General features: G+C 39.9%; 9 protein-coding genes. 8 read left to right on the forward strand and 1 reads right to left on the reverse strand.

Features of this window, described 5'->3' with window-relative positions; translation table 11 throughout:
* The first annotated feature begins 1 nt into the window (after position 1).
* The 7 genes from B3C94_RS07665 to B3C94_RS07695 all read left to right on the forward strand — a co-directional run bounded on the left by B3C94_RS07665 (position 2) and on the right by B3C94_RS07695 (position 14,090).
* The gene (locus B3C94_RS07665; protein ID WP_293901458.1) at positions 2-1,372 is read left to right on the forward strand and encodes an FGGY-family carbohydrate kinase; all 1,371 of its coding nucleotides are present in this window, start codon (positions 2-4) and stop codon (positions 1,370-1,372) included.
* A gap of 344 nt (positions 1,373-1,716) precedes the next feature.
* Positions 1,717-3,027, forward strand: coding sequence for a rhamnogalacturonan acetylesterase (locus tag B3C94_RS07670; RefSeq protein WP_293901461.1), 1,311 nt, complete (start codon positions 1,717-1,719; stop codon positions 3,025-3,027).
* Between the two features lie 439 nt (positions 3,028-3,466).
* Positions 3,467-5,995, forward strand: a complete 2,529-nt coding sequence (locus tag B3C94_RS07675) for an alpha-L-arabinofuranosidase C-terminal domain-containing protein (protein WP_293901464.1) — start codon at positions 3,467-3,469, stop codon at positions 5,993-5,995.
* A 15-nt stretch (positions 5,996-6,010) separates the two neighbouring features.
* Positions 6,011-8,425: a glycosyl hydrolase 115 family protein gene (locus tag B3C94_RS07680; RefSeq protein ID WP_293901467.1), complete on the forward strand. Its 2,415-nt coding sequence runs from the start codon at positions 6,011-6,013 to the stop codon at positions 8,423-8,425.
* A 61-nt stretch (positions 8,426-8,486) separates the two neighbouring features.
* Positions 8,487-9,425 (forward strand): glycoside hydrolase family 43 protein, encoded by a 939-nt coding sequence (locus tag B3C94_RS07685; RefSeq protein WP_293901470.1) that lies wholly within the window; start codon positions 8,487-8,489, stop codon positions 9,423-9,425.
* A gap of 13 nt (positions 9,426-9,438) precedes the next feature.
* Positions 9,439-10,863, forward strand: a complete 1,425-nt coding sequence (locus B3C94_RS07690; RefSeq protein ID WP_293901473.1) for a sialate O-acetylesterase — start codon at positions 9,439-9,441, stop codon at positions 10,861-10,863.
* A gap of 410 nt (positions 10,864-11,273) precedes the next feature.
* Positions 11,274-14,090 carry a glycoside hydrolase family 2 protein gene (locus B3C94_RS07695; RefSeq protein WP_293901475.1) on the forward strand — a complete coding sequence of 939 codons (2,817 nt, stop codon included), beginning with the start codon at positions 11,274-11,276 and terminating at the stop codon, positions 14,088-14,090.
* Positions 14,091-14,253: 163 nt separating this feature from the next.
* Here B3C94_RS07695 and B3C94_RS07700 read toward each other — a convergent pair whose 3' ends face one another.
* Positions 14,254-15,594 carry a glycoside hydrolase family 28 protein gene (locus B3C94_RS07700; RefSeq protein ID WP_293901477.1) on the reverse strand — a complete coding sequence of 447 codons (1,341 nt, stop codon included), beginning with the start codon at positions 15,592-15,594 and terminating at the stop codon, positions 14,254-14,256.
* 696 nt (positions 15,595-16,290) lie between these two features.
* Between B3C94_RS07700 and B3C94_RS07705 the strand changes: the two genes are divergently transcribed.
* Positions 16,291-17,613 carry a rhamnogalacturonidase gene (locus B3C94_RS07705; protein WP_293901480.1) on the forward strand — a complete coding sequence of 441 codons (1,323 nt, stop codon included), beginning with the start codon at positions 16,291-16,293 and terminating at the stop codon, positions 17,611-17,613.
* The last annotated feature ends 21 nt before the right edge of the window (positions 17,614-17,634 follow it).

The raw sequence follows: 17,634 nt of genomic DNA on the forward strand, positions 1-17,634 counted from the left end.
AATGAAGGGGAAACCAATACCAGTAGTCGCCATATTCGACGTTGGGAAGACGAACAAGAAATTATTTCTCTTTAACGAGCAGTACCAAATCGTATTTGAACGGTCGGCTCGTTTTTTGGAAACTGTAGATGAAGATGGCGATCATTGTGAGAATTTGGAGAGTTTACGTCTGTCAGTTTTTGACTCGTTGCATGAAGTGTTTCGAAAAGGTGAGTTTGAAATCAAAGCGATTAATTTCACGTCATATGGAGCAAGTTTTGTCTATATTGATAAAGATGGTAGACCTTTGACGCCATTATATAATTATTTAAAAGAATACCCTAAAAAATTGCTGGAATCTTTTTATGCACAATATGGTGGAAAGGATAAATTCGCATTAGAAACCTCCTCTCCAAGCTTGGGGAGTCTGAATTCAGGACTACAGGTCTACCGCTTGTCAAAACTTAAACCAGCTATATTTAAGGAAGTGAAGTGGGCGCTACATTTACCACAATATTTGAGTTATCTGATTTCAGGTCAAGCATATTCTGATATGACAAGTATAGGCTGTCATACTGCACTTTGGGATTTTAAGCAAAATAATTACCATCAATGGGTGCATGATACAGGTATCATCCAAAAAATGGCGCCTATTATGCAAGGAGATCAGTTGTTCAGGGCAACGTTTCCTGGAAGTGGTTATCTTGTAGGGAGCGGTTTACATGACAGCTCTTCGGCTTTGATTCCTTACTTACTGAATTTTCATGAACCCTTTATATTAATCTCAACGGGGACTTGGTGTATTTCATTCAATCCATTTAATGATGATCCATTGACAAAAGATGAACTGAATGAAGATTGTCTGCAATACATGACTTACACAGGGAAACCTGTTAAAGCTTCGCGGCTATTTGCCGGCTACGAGCATGAAGAACAAGTGAAACGAATTGCAAATTTCTTTCAGGTCTCAACCGGCAGGTTCAAACAGATTGGTTTGCAATGGAATATCATTGAAAAATACCAAGCATTAGATATTTCGGATGAGTTGTCAGCTTTTTCATCCATTGATTTGAGTCATTTTAATGATTATACCGAAGCTTATCATGTTTTCATGATGCATTTGGTAAAAGCACAGGTAAAAGCGACCTCTTTAGTCTTAAAGAATAAGGGCGTGCAACGCATATTTGTAGATGGTGGTTTTAGCCGTAATGTTATTTATATGACGTTATTGGCACAAGCCTTTCCAAATAGTGAAGTTTTTGGAGCATCAATGGCCCAGGCTACGGCATTGGGGGCTGCATTGGTCATCCATGATCACTGGAATACGCAGGCAATGCCAAATGATATCATTGAGTTGCGCTATTTTAGGACCAAACAGCAACCGCAGGTATAAAATAGAGTTTGTGTAAATAAGAATCTAGTTTTTTTTATTAGTTATCGTGAGAGGTCAGGCAACTTGTTGTCTGGCCTGTTTTTTTGATGGATTATATAGACCTCGTTGGGACTTATAAGATAAAAGGTTTCCAAACGGGAGTAAGGAAACCTTTATTAAAAACCTAAAATTATGAATAATTATACCAATTATTATATGATATGTAAAAGTGTTAAATTTTAATGGTTCGGCTGTCCTGAACTGTTGATAGCGTACTTTGTATTTTTAAAGGACAGGAAAGCGCAGGGTGGTCTGATCAATTTGAAAAATTATATTTGAGTGTCCTAAATTAATAGAACTTAAAGATGAAGAGATTAATCTTAACGATTGGATTTTTTATACAGCTCTGTAGCCATATTTTATTTGCCGAACAGATTGTTTGGGAATTTCGCTTTGGTGATGTTAAAAAAGACCAGACTGCAATTTCTTTAAGAGAAGCACAGGCTTATAGCGACACGCAGGGGTATGGATTTGCGTTTTCAACGGAAAAGAACGTGACTATTGATCAAAAGAATAAAATGCTGTTAAGTGACAAACCATTTTATTTCTCTGTAAAAGTTCCTGAAGGAAATTATAAAATTACGATCACTTATCGTGGCTTAAAAGATAAACCCTATTATAGTACAGTACGGTCAGAATCAAGGAGATTACAGGTAGAAAATCAGGAAGTTGTGCCAAATAGATCCGTAAATAGGACTTTTGTTGTACATATTAAGGATCCAAAGATTGCTTCCGGGGGAAGGGTTGGGCTGAAGAAACCGCGGGAGTTGCAAAAGTTGGACTGGGATGATAAGCTGACTTTGGAGTTTCAACAAACAAATTGTATTTCGGCGATTCGTATTGAATCGATAAGCAATGTTCCAACGGTATTCTTAGCAGGAAATTCCACAGTAGTGAATCAAGAAGATGAGCCCTGGGCGTCCTGGGGACAAATGATCCCGCGTTTTTTTGATGCAGGTGTAGCCATTGCTAATCATGCTGAATCTGGCTTAGCATTAAGTTCGTTTTTGTCCTCAAAAAGATTGGAAAAAATTCTCTCTGTCACCAAACCAGGAGACTATTTATTTATCGAATTTGGGCACAATGATCAAAAAGAAAAGGGAGAAAATGCAGGTGCATATAAAGGATACAGTGAGCGATTGCGTTATTTTGTTCGTGAATTTCGAGCGAAAGGTGGTATTCCGGTAATTCTAACTTCGACAGCACGACGTTCATTTGATGAACAAGGACATTTGGTTCATACTTTAGGTGACTTTCCTGATGCAGCTCGTAAAGTTGCGGCAGAACTTCAAGTCCCCTTGATAGATCTCAATAAGAAAACAAGTTTATTTTATATGGCACTAGGAGTTGAGGGATCCAAACAGGCATTTGTCCACTATCCTGCGCATACTTTCCTAAATCAGGAAAATGCACTGGCTGATAATACCCATTTTAATCCTTACGGTGCTTATGAAATTGCAAAGATGGTACTAACTGGAATTAAAGAAAATCAATTGGCGATTGCGGGACATATCGTCGATTTTCAAGGCTTTGATCCACAGCAGCCAGACGATTTTAAATCTTGGTATTGGCCACCAAGTCTAATTAATAGCGTTGTAAAACCAGATGGCAATTAGTTTTGTATTGATATAATGTGAGGGCCGAACGAGAGATTTGTTCGGCCTTTTTTATGCATGAATAGTTTGTTCAATTTGAGCTTTCAACTCAAAATCTTAAAAGCTTGCTCACAAACTTTGTGTTTCTGGTCGACAAGGTTGTAAAATACAGATAATTATTTACGACCTTATCAGGACAGCGCGAAGAAGAATCTGCTAACCATGATACTACAGGACAGTGGATGCCAGCATATTTAATAAAATTGTATCATAGATACCACTGATTATAGGCAATCAACATAAAACCATTCACAAGCATAACTTGATACAAACCGCTCATTGGAAGTTTTTAAGGATAAATAAACGTAACATATCAATGACAGTTTACTCTTTGATTATGCATTTGTGTTTTATAATTGTAATTTTTACATTTATAAATATTTCTGATTAATTATAACCAATGGAACGAGCTATATTCACATTAAGAGCCTGCTCTTTTTTTCTTGTAAAAGCAATTTGCTTTTTTTGTCTATTTTGGATTTTCAGTACGCCTGCATATGCCTATAGCAGCACGATTTCTGAACCAGATTCGGCCTATTTTTTTGCTTATGCAAAAGAAAAGAATGCTGGTAGAGAGGGGCTATTATATGCCTGGAGTTTGGACGGAAAACAATGGAATTCCATCGGGACAGATCTTGCCTTTGTAAAGTCAGATTATGGTCGTTGGGGATCAGAAAAACGGATGATAAATCCTGTATTGTTTCCTCGAAATAGTGGCGGTTGGTCCTGTGCGTGGCAATTAAGTCCTGAAAGTAATGGTTCCTATGCATATACCTTTACCACTGATTTTTTTAATTGGGGCCGGCAAGATTATTATGTCTCATTAAAAGATTTGGATAAATCAACAGAGGCGCTTGTAAAAAACAGTTTGTTGGGCCGTGAGAATATTTCCATGAATGGCGAAAGTTTACATGGAACAAAGCTGAAAGTTTCATGGTCTGTTATTAAAGAATTAATCAAACATTATGATCTCGCATTGCTTAAGCAAAAGCAATGGTCCGAACGAAGTGTTGACGATGAGGTCCGTTTCCCGGGTCTCAAACCATTGGATGTTAAACTGACACCGAATATAGGCCATAGTAAGTCTATCAGTGATATGTTGGTGGGCGTGTTTTTTGAAGATATTAATTATGCCGCAGACGGAGGTCTATATGCGGAATTGATTCAAAATAGAGATTTTGAATATAAATTGAGCGATAAACAAGGGCATGACAAAAATTGGAACGAGAAAACAGCTTGGAGTATGGATGGCTCGGGACAATTTCATGTTGACAGTATAAATCCCATTCATCCAAATAATAAACATTATGCCAGGCTGCAAGGTGAAGGTATTCTAAGAAATAGAGGCTACGATGGGATTGCCTTGAATAAGAACGAACGCTATGATCTTTCATTTTTTGGACGGGGCGCTGCAATTAAAGGGCGTCAACTAAAAATCCGGATAAGTACAAAAGACGGAAAGGTTCTCGATGAGAAATCCTTAATTGTTGACAGTAAAAACTGGAAAAAATATCAATTGGTATTGACAGCCAATGCAACCTGTAAGGATGCCGTATTGGAATTTGTATTTACAGATCGACAACAATTGGATTTGGATCTGATTTCCTTATTCCCTCAGCATACATTTAAAGGACGTAAGAATGGATTACGGAAGGATCTGGCCGAGGCTATTGCGGCTTTGAATCCACGTTTTGTCCGTTTTCCGGGGGGCTGTTTAACACATGGCGATGGTATCGAAAATATCTACCATTGGTCCAATACTGTAGGGCCTTTAGAAAGCCGTGTGCCACAACGAAATATGTGGGGATATCACCAAACTGTTGGTTTAGGATATTATGAGTATTTTCAATTTTGTGAAGATATAGGTGCTTATGCTGTCCCGGTAGTGGCGGCTGGGGTACCCTGTCAAAATTCGGGCGCTCATGGTCATCCATTGGGCGGACAACAATGTGGTATTCCAATGGAGGATATGGATGACTATATCCAGGAAGTACTTAATCTGATTGAATGGGCCAATGGGGATAAAAATAGTACCTGGGGAAAGGTACGTGCAGCAGCGGGGCACCCCGAACCATTTCATTTAAAATATATTGGTGTAGGTAACGAAGATTTAATATCGAATGTTTTCGAGGAACGTTTTACCATGATTTACAATGCTATCCGTGCAAAATATCCCGAAATACAAGTTATTGGAACCGCAGGGCCATTTTTTGAAGGAACCGACTATGTAGAGGGCTGGAAAATCGCTAATAAATTGAACGTACCTATTATGGACGAACACTACTATCAGACACCAGGCTGGTTTATTCATAATCAAGATTTCTATGATAAATATGATCGGAGTAAAGCACAGGTGTATTTGGGCGAATATGCTGCTCATATTCATGGACGTGCGAGTACCTTGGAAGTGGCATTGGCTGAAGCGGCATATCTCACAGCATTGGAAAGAAATGGTGATGTCGTTAAGATGGCCTCTTATGCGCCACTGTTAGCCAAAGATGGCTATACACAATGGCGTCCCGATCTTATTTATTTCTCCAATACCGATGTAAATTTAACACCATCCTATTATGTGCAGCAATTATTTGGGCGTAATAACGGAACAGAATATATTCCGGTAGAAGCAGTTTATTCTAATGCTGCCGGTGAGGTACAGAAGCGTGTGGCATTTTCTATTGTTAAAGATTCGACAGATCAATCGCTCATTGTAAAACTGGTTAATATCTTACCTGTTGCCATCAACATCGAATTGGAATTAGATCAGCTTAATCTGAAAGCTGATACGGCCCTTGTTTCTCAGTTGACAGGAAAACTGGAAAGTACAACGGCAAAACCTGAAGAAAAGACCATGGCCGTCGAAAAACTAAAAAAACAACAATTGCCGTCTTATTCGTTAACCATTATCCGAATTCAATCGGGTGCAAAATAGCCCAATTCAACTCATATGATACACCCAGCTTTGAAGAAAAAGTCTATTTTAGTTTTTATTAATCTCTGTTTGGCAATTGCGCCGTTGTTTGCCAGTTCAGGATTCAATCTGATCAAAAATAATCGGGCTGCGAATATCTATTATGGAGGCAGTAGCCCTGTGGTTGAAACCGCATTGGAACTGTTGGCTGCAGACGCGCAGCAGGTTGGCCAATCTGCTTTTAAACGAATCGACAATGCAGATGCCGGAGCAATTATAATTGGGGAGTTAAATGATCCAATTATCGACAAATTGATAAAGGATCATCCCATTTCTCTCTCAGATATCAAAGATAAATGGGAGGCTTTTTATCTGAAAGTAATTCAAATGGAAAAAGTACCAACTCTGTTGATTATCGGGTCTGATGCTAGAGGTACGGCATACGGTGTGATGGAAATTTCCAGAAAATTAGGTGTTTCTCCATGGAGTTGGTGGGCAGATGTGGTTCCCCGTAAAAAATCAACGATTTCTTTGCCTGCCGATTTTGAAGACAAGCAATTTCCTAAAGTGCAATTCCGGGGGATTTTTATAAATGACGAGGACTGGGGATTGACGCCTTGGAGCAGTAAAACCTATGAGCCCGAAGCAAAGTTGGATGCAGGAATTGATCCAGCGAAAACAAAAAAAATGGCTACGGTCGGGCCTAAGACGTACGCCCGTATTTTTGAATTATTGTTACGCCTTCGAGCCAACTCGATCTGGCCAGCGATGCATGAAGTAACTGTCCCTTTCTATTTTGTCCAAGGAAATCGGGAAATGGCCGAAAAATATGGAATATATATCGGCTCATCGCATTGTGAGCCCCTCGCTCGAAATAGTGCGACGGAATGGGATATTGTAGGTCAGGGCCCCTATAACTATTTGACAAATAAAAATGAAATTATTAATTATTGGTCCAATCGGCTTAAAACACTCGGTCAATCTCATCATATATTTACACTTGGTATGCGTGGGAAACACGATGGAGCAATGGAGGGTGTCAAAACAATAGCCGCATATAAAGATGCCTTCAATGAGGTCCTCAAGGATCAGACGGATCTATTAAAAAAATATGTCAATTTAGATCCAACGAAAATTCCCCAAGTCGTTATACCCTATAAGGAGGTATTGGACGTCTACCGCGCCGGTATAGCTATTCCTGACTATGCTACATTGATGTGGTGTGACGATAATTATGGCTATATTACTCATTTTCCAGATCAGAAAGAAAGAAAAAGAACAGGCGGTAACGGACTTTATTATCATGTTTCCTACTGGGGTAGGCCGCATGACTATCTTTGGTTGTCGACGATGAGTCCGGCGCTGATCTATCAGCAGCTTTATACAGCTTATCAACATGATGTTAAAAAAATGTGGATTGTCAATGTTGGGGATATTAAGCCTGCTGAATACCAAATTGAACTACTGATGGATATGGCATGGAATATGGATCAGGTAGAGAAAATAGGCATCTATCAGCATATGAGCCAATTTTTGCAACGGGAGTTTGGACATCGTTTGGCGAAGAAGATCGTGCCGATTATGCAGGAACATTATCGGTTGGCTCATATTCGAAAGCCTGAGTTTATGGGAAATACACGTACGGAAGAGAAAGATCCAGCCTATAAAATTGTTAAAGACCTACCCTGGTCCGAACAGCAGATTCAAAAGCGATTATTACAGTATAAACATATTCAAGATGCAGTCACCGCAATTGAGGCATCAGTTCCTTTGGAGCGAAAGGATGCATATTTTGAATTAGTCCTGTATCCGGTTGTTGCAGCGGCAAAGATGAATGAAAAACACCTTTATGCACAGTTGGCTCGTCATGGCAAAGCTGAATGGCAAAAAAGCCACGATGCCTATGATAAAATCGTTTCCTTAACTGCGCAATACAATGCCTTGAATAAAGGTAAGTGGAAGGGTATGATGGATTATAAACCAAGAAATCTTGCGGTTTTCGATAAGATTGTAGAAGAAAACGCTGTTGTTCCTATGGTCAATGATGATCAGCCCGCCAAGAGGATTCCTGGTAAAGATTTAAAAGGCTCAATCGGATATGAAGGGTTGGGCTATCAAGGGCAGGCCGCAGCGATCCCATTGGACGTAGAAGCTAGTTATAGACTCAAGGGATTAGAGGGCGATTCTGTTACCATTGTCATCCACTTGCTGCCTACACACCCGGTCTCTTCAGATGATTTACGTTTTGAAGTTTCCTTGGGGCAACAGCATTCGCCTGCCATTTCCTATAAAACCATCGGACGAAGTGAAGAATGGAAAGAGAATGTCTTGCGCAACCAGGCTATTCGAACGATTAAATTTAAGGTAGCTTCATTGCAACAGAACATATTGCGTATCAAAGCGCTTGATGAGGGCGTAGTGATTGATGAAGTAACACTATATTTGGATTAAAGTATTCGTTTCCTACTGTGTAATGGAAACTCGTTATAAACTTATTCATAAGATTGTATAAATGAAAAAACAATTTCTAGTCACGCTCTTGGTTATTTTGACCTGTCTCGTTAAGGCACAATCTCCGGTATACCTTTTCTCCTATTTTGTGGGCAATGGCGCCGACGGGTTACATCTTGCTTATAGTTTAGACGGTTTGAAATGGGAACCATTGAATCAGGGAAAAGCTTTCTTAGTACCAACGGTAGGAAAAGATAGACTGATGCGTGATCCTAGTATTTGCCAGGGTCCTGATGGTACCTTTCACCTTGTGTGGACAACAGGCTGGTGGGATAAAATTATCGGATATTCCTCTTCCAAAGACTTGATGCATTGGACCGATCAAAAAGCAATACCTGTCATGGTAGATGAGTCTGATGCTAAAAATGCATGGGCTCCGGAGCTTTTTTACGACAAAGACACAAAAGAATATTATATCATTTGGGCCACGACAATTCCTGGTCGACATAAAGAGGTGCAGACAAGCGATAGTGAAAAAGGCTTAAACCACCGGATGTATAGTGTGACGACAAAGGATTTTAAACGTTTTTCAAAAACCAAGTTATTTTTTGACCCTGAATTTAGTGTCATCGATGCAGCCATTATACAACAGGCCAATAAGGAATATATGATGGTGCTGAAAAATGAAAATTCTAATCCGCCGGAGAAAAACCTTAGAATCACGACAACAAAGAATTTAGCCAAAGGATTTCCGACTACTGTCTCTCAACCAATCACAGGCGGTTATTGGGCGGAGGGTCCTGCTCCGCTGCAAGTAGGGGAGTATATATATGTATATTTCGATAAATACCGCGACCATAAGTATGGAGCTGTAAGAAGCAAAGATGGTATCAACTGGGAAGATGTTTCTGATCTGGTGAGCTTTCCGAAGGGAGTACGTCATGGAACAGCTTTTACGGTCAACCAAACGGTTTTATCAACTTTATTAAAAGTAAACTGATAGCTTTTTTAACATGAAGAAAATCCTCTTTTCCTTTATTTTGGCAGGCATTGCGTTCAGCACACAGGCTAAAGTCACATTACCACATGTTTTTGGATCGAATATGGTACTTCAGCAAGGAAAACCAGTGGTGGTATGGGGGCATGCGGATCCTCAGGAAAAGATTGAAGTCAGATTGAAAGGTTTGACAAGAAAAACAGTGGCCAATCAAAAGGGAGCATGGAGCGTTACCTTTACAGCTCAAAAAGCAAGTTTCGATGCATTTACTATGGAAGTAAAGGGAGATAATACAATTTTGCTGAAAAATGTTGTTGTTGGTGAAGTTTGGCTATGTTCGGGGCAGTCTAATATGGAGTATACGATGCAGTTACGTAAGGGTTATAAGAAGCCTGCTGTAGGCGTTGATCGGGCGGAGGAAGAATTGCGACAACCTGAAAATCCAAAAATTCGCTTATTCCTTGTTGCCAAAAAGAAAGGGCAGCAGGACGATGTGGAAACGAAGGGATGGGAAGTAGCCGATCCGAATTCACTCGCGCAATTTTCGGCTCCGGGTTATTTCTTTGGAAAGACCCTGCAACAGCAGCTGAATGTTCCCGTGGGATTGATCAGTTCATCCTGGGGTGGCAGTAGGATAGAGCCATGGACACCTTTGGAAGCCTATCAAAACTCCAGCACTTTTAAACAGGAAACCCGAAATGGTGAAACGAAAATTGAAAATGCTGTCGCGGGGGAAATGTATGAAGCCATGATTCGTCCATTAGCGCCTTTTGCGATGAAAGGATTTATCTGGTATCAAGGTGAAAGCAATCTTATGTTTGAGGATGCACGTTACTATGCAAAACAAAAATTGCTGATTGATACCTGGCGTAAAAACTGGAAGGACAAAAATATGCCTTTTTACTATGTACAGATTGCCCCTTATTATTATAGTAAAAGAAAGGATAAAACACAGCATAATGTAGAGGCGTTGCCGTGGTTTTGGGAGATTCAGACAAAATGCATGGACATTAAAAATTCGGGAATGGCTGTCGTCACAGATTTGGTCGACGACCTTTCTGACATACACCCATCCTATAAATGGGAAGTAGGACGTCGTTTGGCATTATGGCCACTGGCATTTGATTATGGTCAAAAGAATATTGTTTTTTCAGGCCCACAATATAAAAGTAAAAAGATAGTCGGAAATAGCGTGGTCCTGAACTTTAAGTATATTGGCAGCGGATTGCAATGTAGAGGCGATCAATTGACCTGGTTTGAGATTGCTGGGGCAGATGGCAGGTTTGTATCTGCTGAAGCGAAGATCGAGGGTGATCGTGTTATTGTATCTGCAGCATCGGTAAGGTCTCCAAAACAGGTTCGCTTTGGTTGGCATGAAACAGCGCGTCCCAATTTTTTTAATCAGGAAGGACTACCTGCATTACCTTTTAGAACGGAGTAGTATGTTTTTGAGTGTTATAAAAAAAGGTTTTCAAACGGAGAGAATGAAAACCTTTAAAATAACCAATTAATCCTAAATTTATGATAAAAAATATGATGCTATTTTATGGGTGTTCCTTTGATAAACCTCATCTGGTTTTATCTAAATTATAATTTACGTACTTACCATTTAAATTGGGGAATAGCCAATTTAGTAAGACAAGTTTAAGTATACCGAATTGATTTGTCATCCTGTGCTGTTCTGTAACAACGGGATGGTCTGCCTGGGTATAGATGTTGAAGACCAAAGCTATTCAGGTAAGTTCAGGATGCTTAAGTGTCCTGAACTTTTTATTTTAGAGGTTTGCTAATACAATGAATAAACCTATGCTTCAAATTCGAATTGTCTTCTTTGCTTTGATATACACTATCATGGTACATATTGCTTCAGCGCAGGTGGTGAAAGAAATACACTATCTCTCGGGAACGGACAATGTTCATACGGTCAATTGGGACTTCTGGGTGACTGGTGGACGCAAGGCTGGAAAATGGGATAAGATCGCAGTTCCCAGTCATTGGGAACAACAGGGTTTTGGGGCTTACAACTATGGTCGGGATTATGTGACCTACGGTAAGAATTTCATCTTTCATGATGAGAAAGGTTTGTATCGGCATCAATTTACTGTTCCAAAAAACTGGAAAGGTAAAAAAATAAGTCTTGTGTTTGAAGGTTCGATGACGGACACCGAAGTTAAGATCAATGGAAAGCTGGCCGGAGATATCCATCAGGGTGCTTTTTATCAGTTTAAATACGATGTTACCGACAAGATCACCTTTGGCAAGGCCAATATATTGGAGGCTACTGTGTCAAAAATGTCTTCCGATAAATCCGTTAACAATGCGGAGCGTCTGGCGGATTATTGGATTTTAGGCGGTATTTATAGACCCGTATACCTTGAGGCGACAGCACAGGAACATATCAGCTGGACGGCTATTGATGCAAAGGCAGACGGAACTTTTCGAAGCAATGTGCACTTAGAGGGGCTCTCTAAGGCCAATAAACTATCGGTAGAGATCAAAGATCTGAAGGGTAATGTGATCGCTATTCAACAGTTTCCAATTACTGCGAAAGACTCAGTGAAATTGGTCGAAATGAAAGTAGAAAACCCTTTATTATGGACCGCCGAGACACCAAACCTATATCAGGCCATCTATACCTTGTGGAATGGGAAGAATAAAGAATATCAATATCAAGATCGCTTTGGTTTCAGAACAATTGAAGTTCGCGAAGGAGACGGCATTTATGTCAATGGTGTAAAAGTGAAGATGAAAGGTGTTAATCGTCATGTATGGTGGCCCGAAACCGGACGGTCGGTAAACGCGCAATTGGATCTGAACGATGTTAAATTGATCAAAGAAATGAATATGAATGCGGTCCGCTGTTCGCATTATCCTCCAGATAGATCTTTTTTGGCATATTGCGATTCATTGGGCTTATATGTTTTGGATGAATTGGCTGGCTGGCAAAAAGCATACAGTACCGTTGTGGGTAAAAAGTTGGTGCGAGAAATGGTTATTCGAGATGCTAACCATCCTTCCATTATACTTTGGAGCAACGGCAACGAAGGTGGACATAATAAAGAACTTGTAGACGAGTACAAGAAATATGATCTTTCGGCGAGAACAGTAATTCATGCACATCATAGACCGGGAAATGCAATCAATGGAATCGACTGTAACCATTATGAAGATTTTTATTCGACAAAAAAAATTCTGGAAGGACCAAATATTTATATGCCAACCGAATTTCTCCACGCACAGGATGATGGCGGTGCTGCGGCAGGATTGGCGGATATATGGGAGCTGCACTGGAATGCCAAATTAGGTGCCGGCGGATTTATTTGGGATTTTGCAGATGAAGGTATCGTACGTACAGATTTCAATAATGTGATTGATGTCAACCGCGTAAATGCCCCTGATGGAATTCTTGGGCCACATCGCGAAAAAGAGGGCAGTTTCTATGCCATTCGGGAGATCTATGCACCTGTACATATTACGATGAAGAAATTACCTGTTGACTTCAACGGAACTATTTCGGTGGAAAATCGTTATCATTTTACCGATCTGAAAAACTGTCGATTTGAGGGTAAACTGATTACGTATCAACAACCCTATGCGGATGAATCGGGTGTGGATTCAGTGCTACATCTACACGTCGATAGTCCCATATTGCCTCCAACACAAAAAGGAAACTTGCAGTTGAATTTACCGAGCGACTGGAAACAATATGATGCGCTGATATTGACTGCGATTGATCCACATGGGGAGGAAATTTATACTTGGACCTGGCGTGTAAAATCCAATCAAATGCTTACTGCGGAAATTCTGCCGTTGAAATCTTCTACCGATGTTGAAGTGAAAGAAGACAGTGCGAATTATATCCTTAAGGCAAACGGAATAACAGCTATGATTTCCAAAAAAACAGGATTATTGGTTGATCTGGCCAATGATTATAGCATGAAATTGGCTTTCAATAATGGTCCGGTGCTTATCGATGGACAGGCGGAGCTGAAAAGTGCTAAACGTTGGAAAGACGGAAAAAATGAAGCTGTTGAGTTTATGTTTGATGGTAACCTAAGTTTTATCCGTTGGATGATGCGCCCAGACGGGTGGTTAAAACTTGATTATGCTTATAATATGGCAAAAACGGTGCCTTATGCCGGAGTAAGCTTCAACTTTCCTGAAAACTATATTATTGGGGCCAAATGGCTTGGTAATGGCCCTTATCGCGTATGGAAGAATAGGATGCAAGGTGTCACACTAAATACATGGGAAAAAATGTATAATGACGGAAAAGCAGGTATTGGGCCATGGACATTTCCTGAGTTTAAAGGCTACTTCTCGGATGTTAGTTGGATACAATTCAATACAGTGCAAGGGAAGTTTTTGGTTGCAACAGATCAGGAAGAGTTATTTGTGCGATTATTCGAGTTCTACGGAATTTCCGGTCCCAAAGGTTATCCGCAGTTGCCGACGGGGGATATTTCCTTTTTGGATGCTATTCCTCCTATTGGAACAAAACTGGCGTTGGGAATCAATGGAAATGCTGCGGTGAATGGACCCGCAGGTGAGCTTAATCAAATGGATAAAAAGATTAATCGGACACTCTATTTTTACTTTGGTACCCCGAAGGGCGAAAAAGAAAATACGCAATTTGTGATGCCTAAAGTAAATGTATTGACAGATTAATCGGATGCTTTATATATAAATTGGTTAAACGAAAAATAGGCTTTTCAATTCAATTGAAAAGCCTATTTTTTGAGTGAGATGCTGTTTTTTTGATGCTGTTCAAATGCTTATAAGCCAAGTTTCTATAACGGGAAGGAGCTTTTTTCAATTAAGCTGCGTATTATTATTTGATGATAAAGTCTTTGACATTTTGATTTTGGATTGCCGTTGAGGTAACGTTCTTAAGTTGTACATCCTTCAATTGAACTGTGTGAATGGGAAGTTCCGGATTACCGTTGATCTTTGAGATAAACTGACCTACTTCCGCTTGAATGTGAGAAAGATAGACATTCGTTATTGGCGTTAGTTTTTTTACCTTGGTAGGTACCAAACTTCGCCATTGATAGAGGACATCAGTATCAATTCCAAGTATACCCTCTTTTATGTTTTGGGCTTTGATATTTGAAAAATAAATGTTTTTTACGTAACCGCCCATACGTTCGTTGGTTTTGATGAAGAGTAGATGCATGAGTTTCTCATTGGGCAGTACAGTGCAATTGTCCACATAGATATTCTCGATTCCACCAGAGAGTTCGCTCCCAACAGCCAGGAGTTGGTGCCCGTCACGGATCTCGCAATTGCGGATCACAATATTTTTTGTTGGCGTTTTCAGTCGCCAGCCTTCGGGATTTCTGCCAGACTTCAGTGCGATGGCATCGTCCCCTTGGTCAAACACGCAATTTTCAATCAATACATTCTGACTCATTTCAGGGTCAATTCCATCATTGTTATGGCCATGGGCGTAGATGTCGATTCCGCGTATAAGCGCATCTTTCGTTAAGTAGAGATGTAAGGTCCAGAAAGGACTGTTACGGATCTTAATATCTTCGACCCTAACATGTTGGCAGCGGTTAAATTGAATAAATTGCGGTCTAAGGTTGGACGTGTCATTGACCATAAGGCGTTGTTCGACAGGTACCCCTTCTTGCGCCCAGTTATAGAGATTTTTGATGCTTTCCATATGCGGTTTTGGTCTTGGAAACCATTTTTCCCAAACAGTCAGATCTGCTTTTATGGTTCCTTTACCAGTAATGGCAACATTTGTTGCTTCATATGCGTAGATCAGTGGGGAGTAGTTATAGCATTCTAGTCCTTCCCAGCTACTGTGAACAGCAGGTAAATAGTCTTTCGGGTCGCCCGAAAATAATAAGGTCGCCCCTGCACTGACATGTAAGTTGACATTGCTCTTTAAATGTATTGCCTTTGTTGACCATTCACCTGGAGGAATGATGATATTGCCACCTGATGTTGTCGCTAGAGCAATTGCAGTCGCGATTGCTGTGGTAGTACTTTCTTTGTCGCCCTGACGTGCACCAAAATCGCGGATATCGTAATTTTTACAATGCTCGAAATTTGGAACTTTAAATACTGGAATTTTAAAAGGAGCTTTGATGTTAATATCGTCTTGGTTGATCTTGCTGATCTGCGCGAAGCTCAATCGAGTAAAGGCGATTGATAGTAACATAAAGGTGAAAATTGATTTATATTTCATGTTAATAATTATTCATGAGCTCGCAAGCTCGGTTTGTTTTTTTAAGGCCATATGGAATATCTAGTTTATTTTTCATCGGTGTTTGTGTTATACAATCGTGGACATTTCATAATTGATCAGTACAGTGTTTCGAAGGAAATCCTAAGCAATTGATTAAAAGAATAATTCCTAAAAATAAGGAACAATCAAGGGGGAACCTAATTTTACCAAGCAGGACAGTACAAGGTGGTTGTGGATATATTTTCTTGAGGATAAGTTCTCACCAAATTCATACGAATTCCTGACTGCAGGCGGATTGTTAAAACGATGTCTACATAGTGAATGCACTCTTAAAAGGTGGACTCAACGTGGACTCATTGTGGTTACAGTCAAGAGTTGGTCATCAGTTGGTATGGAGGTGGTGTCGGGAATTCTATAACAAATATATTACGAGCAGCTTTAAATCCTTGTTGTTGGGTTTACTATCAATGAAAATGAAGATGTATTGACTGTGTAATCGAGTTTGTTCAGGATACTACAGGACGGCTTTTGTTAAAAATGTTGATACTTTTAAAACTAGCTACTTATTTAGGTATCCTTAAATACGCTAATCAATTTGACGGTATTGTCTGCGCGTTTTAAATAAGCTGTAGACGAGCAGGGACACAAGACTTAATAAAACTTAATATTATGAAAAAATTCTCTCGATTTTTACTTCTGCTCACATCAATTGCGATTTTGTCCAATGCACATGCGCAAGGAAAGTTTCCGGACGGAACAGCAATTTCAAAATGGTTCGAGACTGTAAAATCGACTGAGATCGAAACGCTCGGAAAGAAATTTCTCATCACAGATTTTGGTGTGGTCGCAGATAGCACCATCGTGCAAACGGCCAAAATTCAACAGGCTATTGATAAGGCCTATACCAGCGGTGGAGGTGTAGTCATAGTACCTAAAGGTGTCTATCTGAGTGGATCATTATTTTTTAAACCGAAGACACATTTACACTTAGAAGAAGGGGCTGTACTGAAAGGAAGTGATGACATTGCAGATTTTGCGCTAGCGGAGACTCGTATGGAAGGTCAAACAGTGAAGTATTTTTTGGCGCTTGTCAATGCAGACCAGATGGATGGATTTACAATTTCGGGCAAAGGTACACTCGATGGAAACGGGTTACGTTATTGGCGATCATTTTGGCTGAGAAGGCAGTTTAATCCACAGTGTACAAATATGGACGAAATGCGTCCACGTTTACTTTATGTGTCCAATAGCAAAGATGTACAGATTTCAGGCATTCGCTTGATCAATTCACCTTTTTGGACCTCGCATTATTATAAATGTGAAAATCTCAAATTGATCGGTTTACATATTTCAGCACCAAAGGAACCAGTGAAAGCACCTAGTTCCGATGCGATCGATTTGGATGTCTGTCGTAATGTATTGATTAAAGATTGTTACTTATCCGTTAACGATGATGCGATTGCACTAAAAGGCGGTAAAGGACCGAAGTCCGATAAGGATCCTAACAACGGCCCTAATTCAAATATTATTATTGAGAACTGTTTTTTTGGATTTTGTCATAGTGCACTGACCTGTGGCAGTGAATCTATCCATAGCTATAACGTGATTTTTAGGAACAATACCTTAGATAAAGCACGCAAGCTGCTGCAGTTAAAGATGCGCCCGGATACGCCACAGGAATATGAAAACATTTTGATCGAAAATGTAAAGGGGAATGTCAATAGTATGTTGTTTATCAAGCCTTGGACCCAATTTTTTGATTTGAAGGGTGAGAAAGGTATAAAAATGTCGTATGCAAGAAATATTGTCCTGCGCAATATAGATCTGGATTGCGACATCGTATTTGATGTGCTCAATTCTGAACAATATGTACTGTCGGATTTTACATTTCAAAATATGCACGTCCGTGTGGCCAAAGACCCAGTGATTCACAAGGAATATATTAAAAACTTTGTCCTAAATGATGTAACCGTTAATAATAAAAAGCAATAATATGGACCAGTCTATTGCTAT

This window comes from Sphingobacterium sp. UBA5670, assembly GCF_002420705.1.
Classification (GTDB): domain Bacteria; phylum Bacteroidota; class Bacteroidia; order Sphingobacteriales; family Sphingobacteriaceae; genus Sphingobacterium.

What these genes read in the sequence shown, in the direction of transcription:
- B3C94_RS07665 (WP_293901458.1), top strand. Translation starts at nt 2, where the DNA reads ATGAAGGGGAAACCAATACCAGTAGTCGCCATATTCGACGTTGGGAAG.
- B3C94_RS07670 (WP_293901461.1), top strand. Translation starts at nt 1,717, where the DNA reads ATGAAGAGATTAATCTTAACGATTGGATTTTTTATACAGCTCTGTAGC.
- B3C94_RS07675 (WP_293901464.1), top strand. Translation starts at nt 3,467, where the DNA reads ATGGAACGAGCTATATTCACATTAAGAGCCTGCTCTTTTTTTCTTGTA.
- B3C94_RS07680 (WP_293901467.1), top strand. Translation starts at nt 6,011, where the DNA reads ATGATACACCCAGCTTTGAAGAAAAAGTCTATTTTAGTTTTTATTAAT.
- B3C94_RS07685 (WP_293901470.1), top strand. Translation starts at nt 8,487, where the DNA reads ATGAAAAAACAATTTCTAGTCACGCTCTTGGTTATTTTGACCTGTCTC.
- B3C94_RS07690 (WP_293901473.1), top strand. Translation starts at nt 9,439, where the DNA reads ATGAAGAAAATCCTCTTTTCCTTTATTTTGGCAGGCATTGCGTTCAGC.
- B3C94_RS07695 (WP_293901475.1), top strand. Translation starts at nt 11,274, where the DNA reads ATGGTACATATTGCTTCAGCGCAGGTGGTGAAAGAAATACACTATCTC.
- B3C94_RS07700 (WP_293901477.1), bottom strand. Translation starts at nt 15,594, where the DNA reads ATGTTACTATCAATCGCCTTTACTCGATTGAGCTTCGCGCAGATCAGC.
- B3C94_RS07705 (WP_293901480.1), top strand. Translation starts at nt 16,291, where the DNA reads ATGAAAAAATTCTCTCGATTTTTACTTCTGCTCACATCAATTGCGATT.